This is a genomic window from Burkholderia sp. AU45388 (genome assembly GCF_030481585.1).
Taxonomy (GTDB): Bacteria; Pseudomonadota; Gammaproteobacteria; order Burkholderiales; family Burkholderiaceae; genus Burkholderia; species Burkholderia sola.
The window spans coordinates 663,604-680,271 of sequence record NZ_JAUJPV010000002.1 but is presented as its reverse complement, the minus strand read 5'-3'; the positions used below and the strand labels follow the sequence as shown (position 1 = coordinate 680,271).

Here is a 16,668-nt window from a genome sequence, read left to right as displayed (position 1 = left end):
CGGCCGGGTCAGAACACGGCGAGCGACGCGTTCGTGATGTCGGTCATCAGCATGTGGCCGGGCGTATGCGCGATCGCGATCGGCAGCTTCGCGTCCATCAGCGCGGTTTGCGGCGTCACGCCGCACGCCCAGAACACCGGCAGCTCGCCGTCGCGGATCGTCACCGCGTCGCCGAATTCGGGCGCGTCCAGATCCTCGATGCCCAGTTCCCGCGGATGGCCGATATGGATCGGCGCGCCGTGCACGCCCGGGAACCGGCTCGTGATCTGTACGGCGCGGATCGCGTCGGCGCCGCGCAGCGGCCGCATCGACACGACGAGCTGGCCGCCGAAGATCCCCGCGCGGCGGTTCGGGATCGACGTGCGGTACATCGGCACGTTGCGACCCTCCTCGACGTGGCGCAGCCCGATCCCTTCGCGGGCGAGCATGTCCTCGAACGAGAACGAGCAGCCGATCGCAAATACGACGAAATCGTCGCGCCACAGCGCTTCCAGCGATTCGGCCTGCTCGGTCAGGCGGCCGTCGCGATACACGTTGTAGCGCGGCACGTCGGTGCGGATGTCGAGATCCTCGCCGAGCGCGGCGATCCGGAACGCACCCGGTTCGCCGACGCCCAGCAGCGGGCAGGCCTTCGGGTTCGCCTGGCAGAAGCGCAGGAAATCGTGCGCGTACGCGTCGGGCAGGATCGCGAGGTTCGCCTGGGCAAACGGGCCGCAATGGCCTGCGGTCGGGCCGCGGAACGCGCCGCGGCGCACGGACTGGCGGAATTCGGAAGGCGTCATGATGGTCGGTCGCAAATCGGGATGGCGGGGCGATGACGGTGGTGTGTCATCGGATATGGCGAAGAATAGAAAGGAAAAAATTTTGTCGCCAACGAGTTTTTTTGCGCCCGTTGTATAGAATTTCTTAACGAGCCTGCGGGTTTTCCCCGGTCCCGTTCACTTTTCGTCGCCGGCAAGCTGCGCATCCATTGCTCGTCCGACCGCCATGAATACGCGTTTTCTCGAAACCTTCGTCATGCTCGCGAAGCTGCGCAACTTCCGCACGACCGCGGCAGCGCTGCATGCGACGCCGGCCGCGATCTCGCAGCGCCTGAAAGCGCTCGAGGACGAGCTGCACACTGTCCTCGTCGATCGCGACAGCCGCGCGTTCCGGCTCACGCCGAACGGCGAATACCTGCTCGGCTATGCGAAAGCCGTGGTCGAGGCGACGCAGGAACTGCAGGCCGCCGCCTCCGGCGAGCGTGCACTGGGCGGCAAGCTGCGGCTCGGCGTGATCGAGACGGTCGTGCACAGCTGGCTGCCGCACTATATGCGGCGGCTCGCGGCCGACTATCCGCAACTGGAAATCGACCTGACCGTCGACGTCAGCGTCGTGCTGCAGCGCCGGCTGATGGCCGGCGAGCTCGACCTGATCATCCGCGTCGAGGGCAGCGACGAGGCGTCGGTCGTGTGCGACGCGCTCGCGAACTACCCGGTGCGCTGGATCGCGCGCGCCGGGCTGCTGCCGAACACGCGCACCGGCCTCGCGCGGCAGGTGCTGCGCCAGCCGATCCTCACCTACGGGCGCGGCACCGCGCCCCATCGCGCGCTGGAAGACATCGTCCGCACGCTCGCGCATGCACACGGCGTGCCGCTGTCGGAAACGCGCATTACCGGGTCGCCATCGATCTCGGTGATCGTGCAACTGGTGCGCGACGGTTTCGGCGTCGCCGCGATTCCGGTGCTGTTCGTCGATGCGCTAATCGAAAGCGGCGAAGTCGTCGAACTGCCGCTGCAGCCGTCGCCGCCGTCGATCGTCGTGTCGATGTCGCGACGGGCGGACGCGCCGCGGTTCGTGCACGGTGCGTCGATCGCCGCGCGGGCGGCATGTCATGAGTATTGCGAAAAGAGCACGCGGTTGCTGGTCGAAGCGCTTTGATTGTGCAGCGGCGAACGACGCGCGTTCGACATCGCCGCGCGAATCGCCCACAATCGCGTTCGGCGCGTCGCCATCTCGGCGCCGTGCATCGTGAATGACGGCCCGGCCGTCCGGCATTCGTCGCTTCGCATGATCGTGCACCACAAGAAGGCAACATGCAGATTCGCTCCGCTCCGTCCCGCCTGAACCTCGCGCGCGTCGTGATCGTCGCGCTGTATGTCGCGTCGCTGCTGCTGCCCGTCGCGGCCGAACCGCCGAATGCGGCCGGCGCCGTGAGCTGGTGGCGCGGCTACACGGTGCTCGCGCTCGGGCCGCTCGCGATCCTCGACCTCCAATTCGCGTGGCTCGGCAATCCGCTACTCGTGGTCGCGCTGCTGCGGCCGAGCCGTACCGTGTCGGCGCTGCTGGCCGTGGTCGTGGTCTTCGCGCTCGGCTGGCATACGATCCCGACCGACGCGAACTACGAAACGATCCGCACGTTCGGGGCCGGGTACTACCTGTGGATCGCGGCGATGGTCGGCGCCGCCGCGCTGCCGTGGATCGACGGGCTCAAACGGCAGGATGGCGTGACGCCGAGCCGTGCCGTCGGGGCCATGGATGGGGTCGTACCGAACGGCGCTGTCACCGGCACCGGCAGCCCGGCCCGGCCGAATGCCGCGCCGTCATCGCCCCGGCCGCCTGCCCGGCAAAGCGGCTGGACCGTGACGGCAACCGATACGCGCATCGAAGCGACCGACGGAACCGGGGCGACGCGCGGCATCGCGCTCGCCGATCTCGGCGCGATCGTGATCGAAACCAACGACCAGGGGCCGTTCGCGTCGGATGTCTGGTGGATTCTGTTCGATACGAACCAGCAATTCGCGTGTGCCTTCCCGCAGGATGCCGAAGGCGCGAAGGCCGCGGTCGACCGGCTGCTCGACCTGCCCGGCATCGACCACCGCAAGGTCATCGACGCGCAGACGTCGATCCAGAACGCGACGTTCCCGATCTGGGAGCGCGCGGCGCACGAACCGGCGACGCCAGGAGAAACCGGCGCGGCCGCGTGACCGGCGGCTTGTTCGCGTGCACGCCGCAGCGGCCGTCGTCGGCGAGCGCCGCGCAACGGCCCAGCGACGGATAGTCGTAGCCTTGCAGCGTCAGCGCGAGCCATTCGCCCTGCACGCCGCCGCCGCGATGAAACAGCCGGTCGGCCAGCGCATCGGCCGCCGCGACGTCGTCCGCATCGAGCGCATGCTCGCGCCCGCCCGCCAGCGTTCGCCGATCCGCCGCTTCGGCACGCGGCGGATCGTCAACGCGCCGACGAAGCGATACCGATGCCGGAACAGTTCGCGCAACGACAGCGTCGGCGCGCTGTTGCAACAGCCGGCCGCACGCGGTGCACGCAAGCGGGTAGGTGTCTACCAAGGACGCCGCACCGAATCCTGGTAGCGCGTGAGGATGAAGCGCGCGACGTCGTCCGAGTGATACGCGGCGACGAGTTGCGCGACCCACGGCTTCGCGCGATCGGCGTCGCGCACCGTGAGCACGTTCGCATACGGCGAGCGGGCGTCCTCGAGGCTGATGCTGTCGCGGGCGGGCTGCAGCCCGGCGCGGGCCGCGTCGTCGCTGTCGATCGCGACGAACGCGGCCGTATCGAGCGCCGCGTAAAGGCGGTCGCCGCGCAGCGCGACGAATTTCAGCGCGAGCCGGTTGCCCGTCACGTCGCGCAGCGTCGCACGCAGGCCGGCTTTTTCGCGCAGCGTCACCAGCGTGTCGTTCTGCAGCAGCACGAGCGCGCGCCCCATCCCGCGCGGATCGGCGGGCAGCGCGACCGTCGCGCCGGGTTGCAGTTCGTTCAGGTTCTTCAGCTTGCGCGAATAGAACGCCAGCGGCAGCGTGACGGTCGGCGCGACGGCGCTCAGCGCATAGCCTTTCGCCGCGCGCGTAGCGCTCAGGCGCTGCGCATCCTCGAAGCTGGCCGCGTCGATCCGCCCGTCGACCAGTGCCGTGTCGATGCGCGACGCATCGTCGAATTCGACGACGTCGACACCGAGCCCGCGCGCGGCGGCCACCCGCTTCACTTCGTCGAGGATCTGCGCATGCACGCCGCGCGTGACGCCGACGCGCACGGCCGGCACCGCGGCTTCGGCGGCCATCGCCGAACCCTGCTGCATCACCGCGCACACAGCGAACAGCCACGCTGCAACGAATCGCCCGATGCCCGTCGTCACGACCCGTCCCTCAGGATCGTTCGGAATCCGATATGCGACGCACCGAGATCGGCTTCCTGCCGTTCGCGCGACGACGCGCGATAGCGCACGCAGTAATCGCGCGAACACAGAAACGAGCCGCCCTTGATGACCATCGGCGTATCGTGCCGGCGCGTCGGCGGTGCGACGGCTGCCGTGTCGCCGTTCGTATGCGACTGATGCGGGCCCGTGTACGGATCCTTCGTCCATTCCCATGCGTTGCCGATCATGTCGTAAAGACGAAAGCCGTTCGCCGCGTAGCAGCCGACGGGCGCCAGCCCCGCATGACCGTCCTCGGCCGTATCGAGCACCGGAAACGCGCCCTGCCAGTAGTTCGCGGCCGGCTGGCCGTTCGCGTCGCGCGGCGCCGCATCGAGCGATGTGTCGTCGCGGCCGGCCTTGCCCGCGTATTCCCATTCGGCCTCGGTCGGCAGGTCGCGGCCGAGCCAGCGCGCATACGCGAGCGCATCGCGTTGCGTGACGAGCGTTACCGGCAGGTTGCCGAGCCCGTCCACGTCGCTGCCGGGCCCGCGCGGGTGCCGCCACGACGCCCCCTTCACCCACGACCACCACGCGAGGTCGCGTGCATTCAGCTCGTCGCGCGTCGGCACATGGAACACCGCCGCGCCACCCTGCTGCTCGGCCTCGGTCACGTAACCGGTGGCCTGCACGAATACGGCGAACTGCGCGATCGTCACGTCGGTCTGGTCGATCCAGAAGCCGCCGACACGCATCTTGCCGTCGCCGGCCGGACGCTCGTCCGCATAGCCGCGCGTGCTGCCGAACACGAACGCGCCGCCGTGCAGGTGCACCATGCCCGCCTTCGGATCGTCGCGCCACTTCGCCGGCAGCCCCGAATAGCGCTTGCACTCGCGCTCCGAACCGAGCGGCGCGAGCGCGCGGCCGCGATTCGGCGTGTCGAACGCGCCGCCTGCCGGCGCCGCCGGATTCGCGTAACCCACCGCGAACGCGGCGGCGAACAGCGTGGCGGCCAGCGCCGCGCCGATCGTCCAGAAGCGGAGCCGCATCGTGTCGCTCCCGGGATCAGTAGTAGCCGCGCGGACGCAGCGGTTCGACGCCGCCGACGTTGCTCATGTACGCCTTCCACTGGTCGACCAGCGTGCCGATCACCGACGGGTTCCGTGCGGACACGTCGGTCGTCTCGCCGCGGTCCGCCGCGAGATCGTAAAGCTGCCAGTGACCGTCGAGCGGGCCGAGCGGCGGCTCCGTCCACAATGCCTTCCAGCGACCGTCGGCGCTGCGCAGATACGCGCGGCCATACGCTTCGTCGCCGAATGGCGTCGTATGCACTTCGCCCGTCGCCGAACCGGTGAGTACCGGCAACAGCGACTGGCCCGTCACCGGATACACGTAGCGGTTGTTGTAGACCACCTTGCCCTTGTTCTGATCGACGCCCGTCAGCGTGTTCACCAGCGGCGGCGCCGGCTGCGACGGCGGCGTGACGCCCGCGATCGCGAGGAAGGTCGCCGCGTTGTCGGTCACGTGCGTGAACGCGCGCAGCGTCGTCAACGGCTGCGACTGGCCGGGCAGGTGCACGATCGTCGGCGTCGACACGCCGCCTTCGCCCGAATAGCCCTTCGTGAGCCGGAACGGCGCCGCGCTCACTTCGGCCCAGCGCAGCCCGTACTGCAGGCGCTGCGCGTTCTGCTTGCCGTTGTCGGTGCCGAGCGCCGAATAGGTCGGCTCCTGCGCGTTCGCGGTGTCGGTCGCGGTCGGGTCCGCGCCGGAATCGATCGGCCAGCCTTCCGCGCCGTTGTCCGACTGGAACATGATGAACGTGTTGTCGTATTCGCCGATGTCCTTCAGATGCTGGATCAGGAGTCCGATGTTGTAGTCGAGGTTCTCGACCATCCCCGCGTAGATTTCCATGTAGCGTGCCTGGGCCTTGCGCTCGGCCGGCGACAGGCTCGACCACAGCTTGTCGACCTTGCCGGGGCCGTAGTCGCCGTAGCCGTCCCCGGCCGAATGCACCGCGTTGATGTACTTCGCGCTGGCCGTGCCGTTGTTCGCGGTCGCGGGCGATGCCGCCGTCGTCTCCGGCAGCCCGTCGAACGGCTTGAAATCGGCGGGAATCAGGCCGAGCGCCTTCTGCCGCGCGATCCGCGCGTTGCGGATCGCATCGTAGCCGGCGTCGTACACGCCCGCGTACTTGTGCAGCCACGGATCAGGCACCTGCAGCGGCCAGTGCGGCGACGTGTAGGCCGCGTACGCGAAGAACGGCTTGCCGTCCTGCTTGTTCGCGTCGATGTACGAGATCAGCTTCCGCGTATAGAAATCGGTCGAATAGAACACGGCCGGGCTGCCGCCCGTGCCACCCGGTTGCCCGGGCTGGCCCGGCTGCACGTAGCGGCCGTCTTCCGTGTAGTTCGACGAGCCGGCCGGCTCGTGCGCGAAGTGGTTCGTCGCCGCGCCGCCGAGCAGCACGTAGCTGCGCTCGAAACCCCACTGGTCGGGTGTCTGCCCGCCGCCCGTCGCGCTGCCGACGATGCCCGAGCCGATGTGCCACTTGCCCGCGATATACGTGTGATAGCCGGCGTCCTTCAGCAGTTGCGCGAACGACAGCGCGCGATCGTTCAGGTAGCCCTCGTAGCCCGGCAGCCCGCGCCGCTCGTCGGTCGGCACGCCCATCGTGCCTTCGCCGACGAGATGGTGATCGGTGCCGGACACCAGCATCGCGCGCGTGATCGCGCAGACGGTGCCCGTGTGGTGGTTCGACAGGATGCGGCCCGACGCGACGAGCGCGTCGAGGTTCGGCGTGTCGATCTCGCCGCCGAACGCATGGATGTCGGAATAGCCGAGATCGTCGGCCATGATGTACAGGATGTTCGGGCGCTTGGCCGGGGGCGTCGCGCTGGCCTGCGGCGGCGGATTGCTGTCGACGCCGCCGCATGACGCGAGCGACACCGCGCCGGCAATCGCGGCGCAAACGACACGGAAACGAACAGCATGCAACGGCGACGCGGACTTTTTCATTCTTGTTGACGCTCGATCTACGGGATCGGCGATCTTAGCGTCGCGCGCGCAACGGCCAAAGTCGGATTCGTCACATGCTAACGGGGTGGGGGAATATGCGCGGCGCGTCGTCCGCCGCGCCCCGCGCCGACGTGCGTCAGCCGCGCCCGCCGAGGCTGCCGCCGCCGTCCACCGACAGCACCTGCCCGGTGACGAAACCGGCTTCGTCGGACAGAAAGAATGCGGTCGCGGCCGCGACGTCGTCGGCCGTGCCGAGCCGGCGTGCCGGGATCGTCGCGAGCACCTTGCGTTCGGCTTCGCTGCCGACCGGCCGCGTCTGGCGGAACAGTTCCGTCTCGATCGGGCCGGGCGCGACCGCGTTGACGGTCACGCCGTGTTCGGCGAGTTCGAGCGCCCACGTCCGCGTGCAGCCGACCAGCGCACTCTTCGCGGCGGAATACGCGGTGCGGTCGAGGCTGCCGAAAATCGCGCGGCTGCAGATGTTGACGATGCGTCCATGGCCGCGCGCCTTCATCGCATCGGCAAAGTGCTGCGTGACCTGGATCGCGGCCCGCACGTTGAGATCGAACACGGCTTGCAGCGACTCGAAATCGATCTTGCCGAGCGGTTGCGGCAACGCGATGCCGGCGTTGTTGACGATGCCGTCGACGTCGTGGCTCGCGCCGATCCGCGCGAGCGTCGCGGTGGTCTGCTCGATATCGGCGAGATCGCACGCGAGCAATTCGCCGGGGAAGTCGACGCCCTGCGCATGGCGAGCGAGGCCGACGACGCGATGGCCGCGGCGGGCGAGTGTGGTGCTGATCGCGAAGCCGATGCCGCGCGACGCGCCGGTGACGAGATAAGTGCGGGATGACATGGACGTGCTCTTGACGAGGAAGGCGGAGGAAATGGCGCGACACGCCTGTAGTCATCCGGCGTGCGCGTGCTCCGGGCGATTGTGCCGCAGCGATGGGAAACGCGTATGGTCGTCGTCGCCGTCGTCGCGTCGAGCGGTCGCTACAACGTTCTCCATACCCTCGCCGTCCTTGGCGTGAAAACGTTGATCATGTAGTGACGGAAAACGCGTGGCGACGAAAGTCGTCACGCGTTTTTCTTTGGATCGACCGTATACGGAGCCGCTACCTTGCTCGGGTAAGATGAAGTTCCCCCACCGTTCCGCTCCCATGTCTACCGCACAAACCATTCTTGACGACTACGAACGCCTCGGCTGGACCGGCAACGACCCGATGTCGCGGATGCTGGCGCTGCGGCGCGAAGAGCCGACCGCACTCGTCGATCTGGTGATCGCATCGTTCGATCGCACGTTGCCGCATGCGACGTTCATCGACGCCGCACTCGACCTGATGGACGGCGCCGCGTTCGATCAGGTTGCCTCCGAAGCATGGCGACGGGTGCTCGAAGGCGCGTGGAATGCGCGGCTCGCGAATGTGCTGTCGAGCGTGGCGCTGCGCTCGCCACAGGTGTTCGCCGGTCATTGGGACGCACTGCTCGACGTGGCCCTCGCCCGGCGATCACCGAGCCTGTATCTCGCCGAACACGCGTGGCGGGCGCTCGATCCCGCGACGATCGATGCGTGGCGCCAACGGCTGGCGGAAGCCCCAGCCCTTGACGATGCGGCACGCGCACGCGCCGTCGCGCTGCTCCATTCGCGGCGACCGGCAGCCGTGCTCGACGCAGCGGGCCGGCTGTTCCCGGACGATCCGGAGCAAGCCGCGAACGCGCTCATGTCCGCGGGCTACACGCTGGAGCACGGCACGTTGCGTGCATTGCACGACGATGCACCGCTGCATGTCGACTTCGGACGCACGCTGCGTGCACCGGCGCTTCGCGCGATGCCGAAGTGGAAACGCGAAATCCAGGCGAATCACGCGACCTGGCGTGCAGGCGAATCGCCTCGATCGACCGCGCACTTCGGCGGCGTATCGCCGCATCGATGCGGCCTGTGTCATCAGCCGTTGCACCGGCTGCTGACACTGCCGCAACCCGCCGAAGCCGGCATCGACAGCGCGACACCCGTGTCGTTCGACACGTGCCTGTCCTGTCTCGGCTGGGAAAGCGACGGCCCGCTGTTCTACCGGCACGACGACTCGGGCCACGCGATCGCTCACCCGTCGCAGCAGCACGATGCCCCGATCGAGCCCGACTACCCGGCGGCAGCCTTCGTCGAATCCGACGTCGCGCTCTTCGCCGCCCCTGCACGATGGACCCGGCAGGACTGGGGCGAGTCGAACGACCGGCAGAACCTGAACCGCGTTGGCGGTCCGCCGTCGTGGGTGCAGTCCGCGTGGTATCCCGCTTGTCCCGACTGCGGCCGCACGATGCACTTCGCGATGCAGCTCGATTCGCAGCTTCCGCAGGTCGACGGCGGCGAATGGCTGTGGGGCAGCGGCGGCGCGAACTACACGTTCTGGTGCGCACCGTGCCGCACCAGCGCGCATCTATGGCAGTGCACGTAACGCGCGACTCACACGCCTTTACGACCTTTTTACTTGCGAGCGCGCATCCGTTCACTAGAATGGGTTCGCGATCCACCACCGAGCACGCCAGTGCGCTGGTGCCCGTCGTGATGCCGGTCGCACGGGACGACGCAGGCCACGATCGGCTGCTGCGCCCGGAACGGCGCGGCAGCCTGTTCGCGCAACGCACGGGCGCCGTCACGCTGGTGATGATGGTCGACGGCGCATGGCTGCGCGAACTCGGCGAGCTCGCCAGCCTCATGACGGCCCGCACCAGCGCACCGACTTCATCGCAGTCATACCACCGGGTCGACCACCGCGACCGGCACGCCACGCGCCTCGATATCGCGTCCCGCGAGCAGACACAGATCCTCGCGATGATGCGTGGCGACCACCTGCACGCCCACCGGCACGCCATCCACGACCGACGTCGTGACGGCCAGCCCCGGCAGCCCCATCGCAGGCAGCGCGCGCAACGTGAGCTGCGCTTCCCACACGCGTTCGAAGCCGTCCGGCCCTTGCCGGTCGAGATCGTCCGGAAACGGCAGTTCCGACGAAACAGGCAGCAGCAACACCGGATATTCATCAAGAAACAGCCGCCACTCGCGCGTCAACGTCGTGCGTCGGACCAGCGCGCGGCTGATCACGTCGACCGGCAAATCGCGCACCTTGCCGCGCACGGCGGCGATCACCGCGGCCGCGCCCGGATCGCCGTCCTGTTCGACCGCGTTCGCCAGCGCGTCGAAGCCATCCCCGAGCCACAGCTGTTCCTGCAGCAGCGCGGCCTCGCGCATCGGCGGCGTATCGTCGATCTCGTCAACGGCCCAGCCGGCATCGACGAGCCGGCGCGCGGCATCGTGCAACGCGGCCTCGACTTCGGGCACGACCTCCAGGCCGCGCGGACGCACGCACAGCGCCGCGCGTTTCGGCACCGCGCGCCCGTCGAACGGCACCGCGACATGCCACGGATCGCGCGGGTCCGGTGCGGAGAACGCCCGCAGCGCGAGCGAGAGATCGTCGATCGTGCGCGCGATCGGCCCGGCCGTCGACATCAGTTGCGCACCGATCGCCCGCTCGGGCGACGACGCATTGAATGCCGGCACGCGACCGAGCGACGGCCGGATCCCGTGCACGCCGCACGCATAGGCCGGGTAGCGCACCGAGCCGCCGATGTCGGTGCCGACCGCGAGCGGCCCGATCCCGGCTGCCACGGCCGCCGCCGCCCCGCCGCTCGATCCGCCCGGCGTCAGCGACGGATTGCGCGGATTGCGCGTGTGACCGTGCACGCGATTCGACGTGAACCAGCGCAGCGCGAACGTCGGCGAATTGGTGCGGCCGAGCAGCACCCCGCCGGCCTTGCGGATGTTGGCGACCACCGGGCTGTCGGCATGCGCGATCAGGTTTGCTTGCAGGCGCGTGCCGTTGGTCGTCGCAAAGCCCGCCTGATCGACGTTGATCTTCACGGTCACGGGTACGCCCGCGAGCGGCCCCGGATCGTCGCCGCGCGCGATGGCGCGATCGATTTCGTCGGCCTGCCGCCGCACGTCGTCGGGGCGATGTTCGACCACCGCGTTGATCGCCGGATTCACCGCATCGAGACGGTCGAGCACGGCGTCCGCCACTTCGCGCGCCGACACGTCACGCTGCCGCACGCGTTTTGCGAGTTCGGTTGCCGACAGTTGCCAGAGTTCGGTCATGACTTCTCCTGGTGAAAAGACATCACAATCACGCGCGGCGTCGCGCTTCCTCACGAAAGCGCGGCGCCGCATTCGCTCACTGCGTATCCTGCTTCGCGCGCTCGGCGGCGGCGATGATCGCGTCGGCCACGGCCTTCGGCTGGCTCAGCATCGCGACGTGGCTCGCGTTCACGCGCGCGACCGTCGCGCCGATCCGCTTCGCCATCGCTTCCTGCAGCTTCGGATCGATCATCCGGTCCTGCGTCGCGACGACGAACGTCGACGGCTTCGCATGCCACGCGGCTTGCGCGACCTTCTCCGAGATGCACCCGCTATACCACGGCCCCTGGGTCGCGGCAACGATGCGCTGCTGCGCGGGCGGCAGATCCGGCGCGAAATCCTGCGCGATCGCCTTGTCCGACAGCCGCGCGAAACCGCCGGCGTCCTTGCGCAGTTCGCCGGCCCATGACGGTGCCGGCAGCCCCTGCGTGACGTCGGCGATCGACTGGCCGTTGTCGGGCGCGAACGCCGCGACGTACACGAGCGACTTCACCTTGTCGTCGTTGCCCGCGTCGCTGATCACGACGCCCGCCCACGAATGGCCGACCAGCACGACCGGCCCCTTCTGTTCGTCGATCGTACGCTTCGTCGCGGCCGCGTCGTCGGCAAGCGAGCTCAGCGGGTTCTGCACCGACACCACGTGCAGCCCGCGCGCCTCGAGCAGCGGGATCACGCGGTTCCAGCTCGACCCGTCGGCGAATGCGCCGTGCACGAGCACGACGTTGGTGCCCTTCAGGTCGTCCTTCGGCGCGGCCTGCGCCGCGACCGCACCGAACAGTCCGCCGATCATCGCGGCGGATACCAGAACGCGTTTCATCAAACCGGCCATCGTCATGCTCCCTTGTTTATCGTGTCGTTGAAGTGACGTGCTCCCGAGCGGCCGCGCCTGCATGCGGCAAGCGCGGCGCGGGATCACGAATGCGCGTACAGGTCGTCGGCGGCGTAGCGTGCGGCGCGCGATTGCGCGGCGTCGCGATGGGCGGCCGGCGCCGACGCATCGGCCACGTTGTCGCCTTGCGACTTCGACGGGCCGTTCTGGTCGGAACGCGCGACCTGCTGGGCAACCGCGACGGCGTTCTCCGCGGCGGCGACGTCGTCCGGGTAGTGCGCTTCGCTGCCGGCCGGGTTGTAGCCGGCCTTCTCGAGGCGGATGAGATCGGCGCGCACTTCGGCACGCGTGAGGCTGTGGCCGGTATCGGCGAACGACAGCGCGGGGGCGACGGCGAGGACGGCAACAGCGAGGATTCGAGCGGCTTTCATGAAGGTTCTCCTTGAACGAGGTTGAGGTGTCGATCACTGGGCGTCCGGTGCGAACGTGTGACACCGAACGTTTGCTGCATGTCGACAGTAGAACCCGCGCACGTATCCGGCATGTTTCCGAAACGGGGCTTTCTGCATGCCAGTTTTTCAGGAGCGGCCACAGATACAGTGCGATACATACTCGCTTGGCGATGCGATGCGATTCGCCCGCGCGACGCACCACGAAAAAAGGCGTGCCTCGCGGGGCACGCCTTTCCGTCACCTTCACACCGCCGCGTCACGTCACGGCGCGAGCCGCGTGAACACGTAATCGTGGTTCTTCACCCGCGCCTGATGGCAGGCAAAGCACGTCTGATGCTGGCCGATATCGGCCGGCACGCCGTTGATGAAGCGACCAAAGCCCCAGCCGCCCGTCGATGCGTAACGACGCGAATCCTTCACCATCACCTGCACGGTCGTCGCCTGGCCGGGCACCGTCGCGGGCGCGAACTCGTCGGACTGCTTGCGTTTGTACGCGAGCTTCACGAGGATCGTGCCGTCCGGGAACGGCAGCGTCGCCTTCTCGAGCGCGCGGATCGCCACCGGATTGCCGAGCACCACGCGCAACTCGTCGAGCGGTGCGGCCTCTTCGGCCGGCGCGACCATTTCCCACTTCCGGTAGCCGGGCGGAATCGTCACGCCGTAGATCGGCGACGCGGCCGCGGCGGCGGGCGTCGACTGTTGCGCGAACGCGGCCGGGCCGCTCGCCGACCACGCGCCGGCGAGCAGCACGCCCCCGACGAGCGCACGGCGCGCGCCGCGCCGCCATCCCCCCACGCGGGCCCGCATCAGAGATGCTCCACTTGCAGGATCGCATCGGCGAAGGCCTGCGGCGCTTCCTGCGGCAGGTTGTGGCCGATGCCGCCGGTGATGGTCCGGTGCTGGTACTTGCCGGTGAACTTCTTCGCGTACGCGGCCGGGTCCGGATGCGGCGCGCCGTTGGCGTCGCCTTCCATCGTGATCGTCGGCACGGTGATCGAAGGCCCGGCCGCGAGACGCCGCTCGATGTCGTCGTATTGCGCTTCGCCCTTCGCGAGCCCGAGACGCCAGCGATAGTTGTGGATCACGACGGCCACGTGATCGGGATTCCGGAACGATGCGGCCGAGCGCGCATAGGTCTCGTCGGAGAACTGCCACTTCGGCGACGCGAGTTGCCAGATCAGCTTGTTGAACGCATCGCGGTTCTGCGTGTAGCCGAGTTCGCCACGCTCGGTCGTGAAGTAGAACTGATACCACCACTGGAATTCGGCGTGCGGCGGCAGCGGCTTGGCGTTCGCCGCCTGGCTGCCGATCAGGTAGCCGCTCACCGACACCAGCGCCTTCACGCGCTGCGGCCACAGCGCCGCGATGACGTCGGCCGTGCGCGCGCCCCAGTCGTAGCCGCCGAACACCGCGCGGTCGATCTTCAACGCATCCATCAGCGCGACGATGTCGACGGCCGTCACCGCCTGCTGGCCGTTGCGCACCGTGTCGGCCGAGCGGAACGTCGTCGAGCCGTAGCCGCGCAGATACGGCACGATCACGCGATAGCCGGCCGCGACGAGCAGCGGCGCGACTTCCGCGTAGCTGTAGATGTCGTACGGCCAACCGTGCAGCAGGAACACGACCGGGCCGTTCTTCGGGCCCAGATCCGCATACCCGACGTTCAGCACGCCCGCGTCGATCTGGTGGATCGTGCCCAGCGACGCGACGCCGGCCGGGCGTTTCGCCCCGGCTGCCTCGGGCGCCGACTGCGCCTGCGCGAGCGCGCCGAAGCCGAGGTCGGCCAGGCTCAGGCTTGCCAGCGTGGTGCCCAGGATCAGGCGGCGTCGGGTGTTCACGGTATCGGTCATGACTCGTTCTCCATTGTCGATCGCTAAGGAAGAGCCCGCGGCACGTGCGGGCAATCGGGTGTCGTCGTTCGCGGCGGTGGCGAATGGCACCGCGCCGCCGTGTGAATTGCTTCACCGGTTTTATATCCGAACCGTCAGGAGGCTTTGTATCTCAACGTATCCGTGTGCGAACACGACACACGGCGATTCAAAAAACGTGCGGAAAACGCCACGTTCGGGCGGCCGCGCGGCACACGCGGCCCCGCACGTCGATACGTCAGAACAGCTTGGCGATCGCGGGCACGCCGAGCACCGCGACGTAGTAGCCCATGAACTGCACGCCCGTGTTGAAGGCGAACAGGCGCGACAGCATCCCGCCGAACAGGCCGATCGTCACGATCACGGCGAGCCCCAGCAGTTGCCCTTCCCACACGCCGATCACGACGATCAGCCCCGCGAAGGTCGCGATGATCGCCTCGTGGCTCAGCTTGCGCGCGACGAACGATGCCGCGCGGTGCGCGTGGTGCATCGCGAGCGGATACGCGATCAGCGCCGCCAGCAGGATCGACAGCAGCCCGTAGCCGAGGAACTCGGGCCAGCTCATCAACGTATGCAGGTTGTGGATCTGCCCGGACGCCGCGTCGACCGTGAAGCGCGGCGGCGCATTGAACAGCGGCGCGGCCGGGCCGGCCGCCACCGGGCTCAGCGGCAGCCCGAATGCGATCAGCGGAATCAGCGCCTCGGCGATGTAGGTCGCTTCCGTCACGCCGTTGCGCGCGGCGATCACGGTCGTCAGGCGCTGGTACGCATGACGCACGCGCGCGCCGACGATCTCGCCCATCAGCACCGTCATCGCGACCGGGCTGAACACGAACGTCGCGCTCGACACGGCAGCCGTGCCGATCGTCCACGCGACCTGCTCGCGGTCGAGCACCTTCAGCGGGCTCGGGAAATAGCCGCGCCAGCTTTTGACGTCGGGCGCGAGCACGAACGTCGACGGCCCGTCGCGGCGCATGCGCCGACGCTCGGCCGGCGACAGGATCGAAAACAGGTCGGCCACCAGCGGCCCGATCGCGATCCCGAGGAAGTAGCTGACGCTCAGCTTCACGCCGTAACGGCCCGTCAGCGCCTGCAAGCCGACCACCAGCATCACGAACGGCACGAGCAGCAGCACCGACGCCCAGCGCCCCGCCGAGAAGTACGCGATGCCGATGGCCGCCGCGAGAAACACCCACGGCGCGGCCTTCGCGATCGCCGTACCGAACGGCGCGAGCAGCGCCGCGAACAGCACCGCGAGCGGCAGCGCGACGAACGCGGCGACGATCGCGCCGGAGATCATCTTGCGCAGCGCGATGTGCGGCACGCCGAGCGCACGCAACAGCGTCGCCTGCTGCAACAGCGGCGCGGCCATCGTGTCGCCGGGAATACCGAGTAGCGCGGTCGGGATCGAATGCGTGATGTGCTTGGCCACCGCGCCCGCGAGGAAGAACGTGAACACGCCGGCCGGCGGCACGCCGAGCAGTGCGACGAGCAAGGTGAGCGGCGCGATCGTCGTCGTTTCGTCGGTGCCCGAGATCAGCCCGATGCCGGAGAATACGATCGCGCCCAGCAGCCCCATCGCGAACGCGGCCGGCATTGCATGCAGCAGCGCGTCCATCAGCGGCCTCCCGCGCGTGTGCGCTCGGACGATGCGTCGTACGACGCGAAGAGATCGAGCAGTCCGAGCTCCTCCATTTCGGCGCGTGCGCTGGCCGACAGGTCGCTCGTCGAGCCGAGCCCGCCCGATGCTTCGGCGAGCTGCCGCAATGCCTCGTGGCGCTCGGCGCCGCCGGCCGCATGTTCGATCACCGTGCGCTTCGGCTTGAACAGCCTCGCGCAGATCGTGCCGGCCAGCAGGCAGCCGCCGAGGCCGATCAGCATCGCGTAAGCCCGCGCGATCGCCGCGTCGTGGACGAACGACGCGAGCACCACGCGGCCGATCTCGAACGCGCCGAGGCTGATCGCGATGCCGAGCAGCACCGACCACGCAAGATGTTTCGTCGCCACCGTGTCGCCCCACACCTCGACGAGCGTCGTGGCCGACGCATCGGCGCCGGCCAACGACCGCGCGCGATGCGGCGCGGTTGCGACCGCGCTTGAACCGGTCTGTTCCATGTGTCTCCTCCTGGATTGATCTATCGCCGGCCTGGCCGGCGTGGCGCGCTGCCCGCCGCGTTCGCGACGC

General features: G+C 68.7%; 16 protein-coding genes and 1 pseudogene. 3 read left to right on the top strand and 14 right to left on the bottom strand.

Translation table 11 applies throughout. The features are described 5' to 3' along the window. Positions 1–8: 8 nt before the first annotated feature. The gene (locus QZM72_RS06990) at positions 9–782 is read right to left on the bottom strand and encodes a putative hydro-lyase (protein WP_089469066.1); all 774 of its coding nucleotides are present in this window, start codon (positions 780–782) and stop codon (positions 9–11) included. Between the two features lie 205 nt (positions 783–987). Between QZM72_RS06990 and QZM72_RS06985 the strand changes: the two genes are divergently transcribed. Continuing rightward, on the top strand, positions 988–1,920 hold the full coding sequence (locus QZM72_RS06985) for a LysR family transcriptional regulator (protein WP_089469064.1): 933 nt from the start codon (positions 988–990) through the stop codon (positions 1,918–1,920). Positions 1,921–2,075: 155 nt separating this feature from the next. After that, positions 2,076–2,966: a hypothetical protein gene (locus QZM72_RS06980; protein WP_301737633.1), complete on the top strand. Its 891-nt coding sequence runs from the start codon at positions 2,076–2,078 to the stop codon at positions 2,964–2,966. On the opposite strand, the pseudogene QZM72_RS06975 reads toward QZM72_RS06980, so the two are convergent. The 6 genes and pseudogenes from QZM72_RS06975 to QZM72_RS06950 form a co-directional block, all read right to left on the bottom strand. Then, positions 2,965–3,324: pseudogene (locus tag QZM72_RS06975) on the bottom strand (flagellin N-methylase); the annotation flags it as partial. The gene QZM72_RS06980 and the pseudogene QZM72_RS06975 overlap by 2 nt on opposite strands. Further along, on the bottom strand, positions 3,318–4,073 hold the full coding sequence (locus tag QZM72_RS06970; RefSeq protein WP_301737722.1) for a MetQ/NlpA family lipoprotein: 756 nt from the start codon (positions 4,071–4,073) through the stop codon (positions 3,318–3,320). The pseudogene QZM72_RS06975 and the gene QZM72_RS06970, both read right to left, overlap by 7 nt. 53 nt (positions 4,074–4,126) lie before the next feature. Next, entirely contained in the window at positions 4,127–5,176 is a 1,050-nt protein-coding gene (locus tag QZM72_RS06965; RefSeq protein ID WP_301737632.1) for a formylglycine-generating enzyme family protein, read from the bottom strand. A gap of 16 nt (positions 5,177–5,192) precedes the next feature. Beyond that, entirely contained in the window at positions 5,193–7,142 is a 1,950-nt protein-coding gene (locus tag QZM72_RS06960; RefSeq protein WP_301737631.1) for an arylsulfatase, read from the bottom strand. Positions 7,143–7,278: 136 nt separating this feature from the next. Then, a complete protein-coding gene (locus QZM72_RS06955; protein WP_089469059.1) occupies positions 7,279–7,998 on the bottom strand; it encodes an SDR family oxidoreductase in 720 nt (239 codons plus the stop codon). 51 nt (positions 7,999–8,049) lie between these two features. Further along, entirely contained in the window at positions 8,050–8,226 is a 177-nt protein-coding gene (locus QZM72_RS06950; RefSeq protein ID WP_179233474.1) for a hypothetical protein, read from the bottom strand. Positions 8,227–8,305: 79 nt separating this feature from the next. Between QZM72_RS06950 and QZM72_RS06945 the strand changes: the two genes are divergently transcribed. Then, the gene (locus QZM72_RS06945) at positions 8,306–9,598 is read left to right on the top strand and encodes a hypothetical protein (protein ID WP_301737630.1); all 1,293 of its coding nucleotides are present in this window, start codon (positions 8,306–8,308) and stop codon (positions 9,596–9,598) included. 296 nt (positions 9,599–9,894) lie between these two features. Here the strand turns inward: QZM72_RS06945 and QZM72_RS06940 are convergent, their stop codons facing one another. The 7 genes from QZM72_RS06940 to QZM72_RS06910 all read right to left on the bottom strand — a co-directional run bounded on the left by QZM72_RS06940 (position 9,895) and on the right by QZM72_RS06910 (position 16,598). Beyond that, positions 9,895–11,295 (bottom strand): amidase family protein, encoded by a 1,401-nt coding sequence (locus QZM72_RS06940; protein ID WP_301737629.1) that lies wholly within the window; start codon positions 11,293–11,295, stop codon positions 9,895–9,897. A gap of 76 nt (positions 11,296–11,371) precedes the next feature. Continuing rightward, the gene (locus tag QZM72_RS06935) at positions 11,372–12,163 is read right to left on the bottom strand and encodes an alpha/beta fold hydrolase (protein WP_301737628.1); all 792 of its coding nucleotides are present in this window, start codon (positions 12,161–12,163) and stop codon (positions 11,372–11,374) included. Positions 12,164–12,246: 83 nt separating this feature from the next. Beyond that, the gene (locus QZM72_RS06930) at positions 12,247–12,594 is read right to left on the bottom strand and encodes a DUF4148 domain-containing protein (protein WP_089469056.1); all 348 of its coding nucleotides are present in this window, start codon (positions 12,592–12,594) and stop codon (positions 12,247–12,249) included. A 282-nt stretch (positions 12,595–12,876) separates the two neighbouring features. Beyond that, complete coding sequence (locus tag QZM72_RS06925; protein ID WP_089469055.1) at positions 12,877–13,422, bottom strand: cytochrome P460 family protein; 546 nt, start codon at positions 13,420–13,422, stop codon at positions 12,877–12,879. Beyond that, positions 13,422–14,465, bottom strand: coding sequence for an alpha/beta fold hydrolase (locus tag QZM72_RS06920; protein ID WP_089469054.1), 1,044 nt, complete (start codon positions 14,463–14,465; stop codon positions 13,422–13,424). Before QZM72_RS06920 ends, QZM72_RS06925 begins: the two co-directional genes overlap by 1 nt. A gap of 256 nt (positions 14,466–14,721) precedes the next feature. Further along, positions 14,722–16,101, bottom strand: a complete 1,380-nt coding sequence (locus QZM72_RS06915) for a tripartite tricarboxylate transporter permease (RefSeq protein WP_301737627.1) — start codon at positions 16,099–16,101, stop codon at positions 14,722–14,724. Continuing rightward, positions 16,101–16,598 carry a hypothetical protein gene (locus QZM72_RS06910; protein ID WP_089469052.1) on the bottom strand — a complete coding sequence of 166 codons (498 nt, stop codon included), beginning with the start codon at positions 16,596–16,598 and terminating at the stop codon, positions 16,101–16,103. The genes QZM72_RS06915 and QZM72_RS06910 overlap by 1 nt, the downstream gene beginning before the upstream one ends. Between the last annotated feature and the right edge of the window lie 70 nt (positions 16,599–16,668).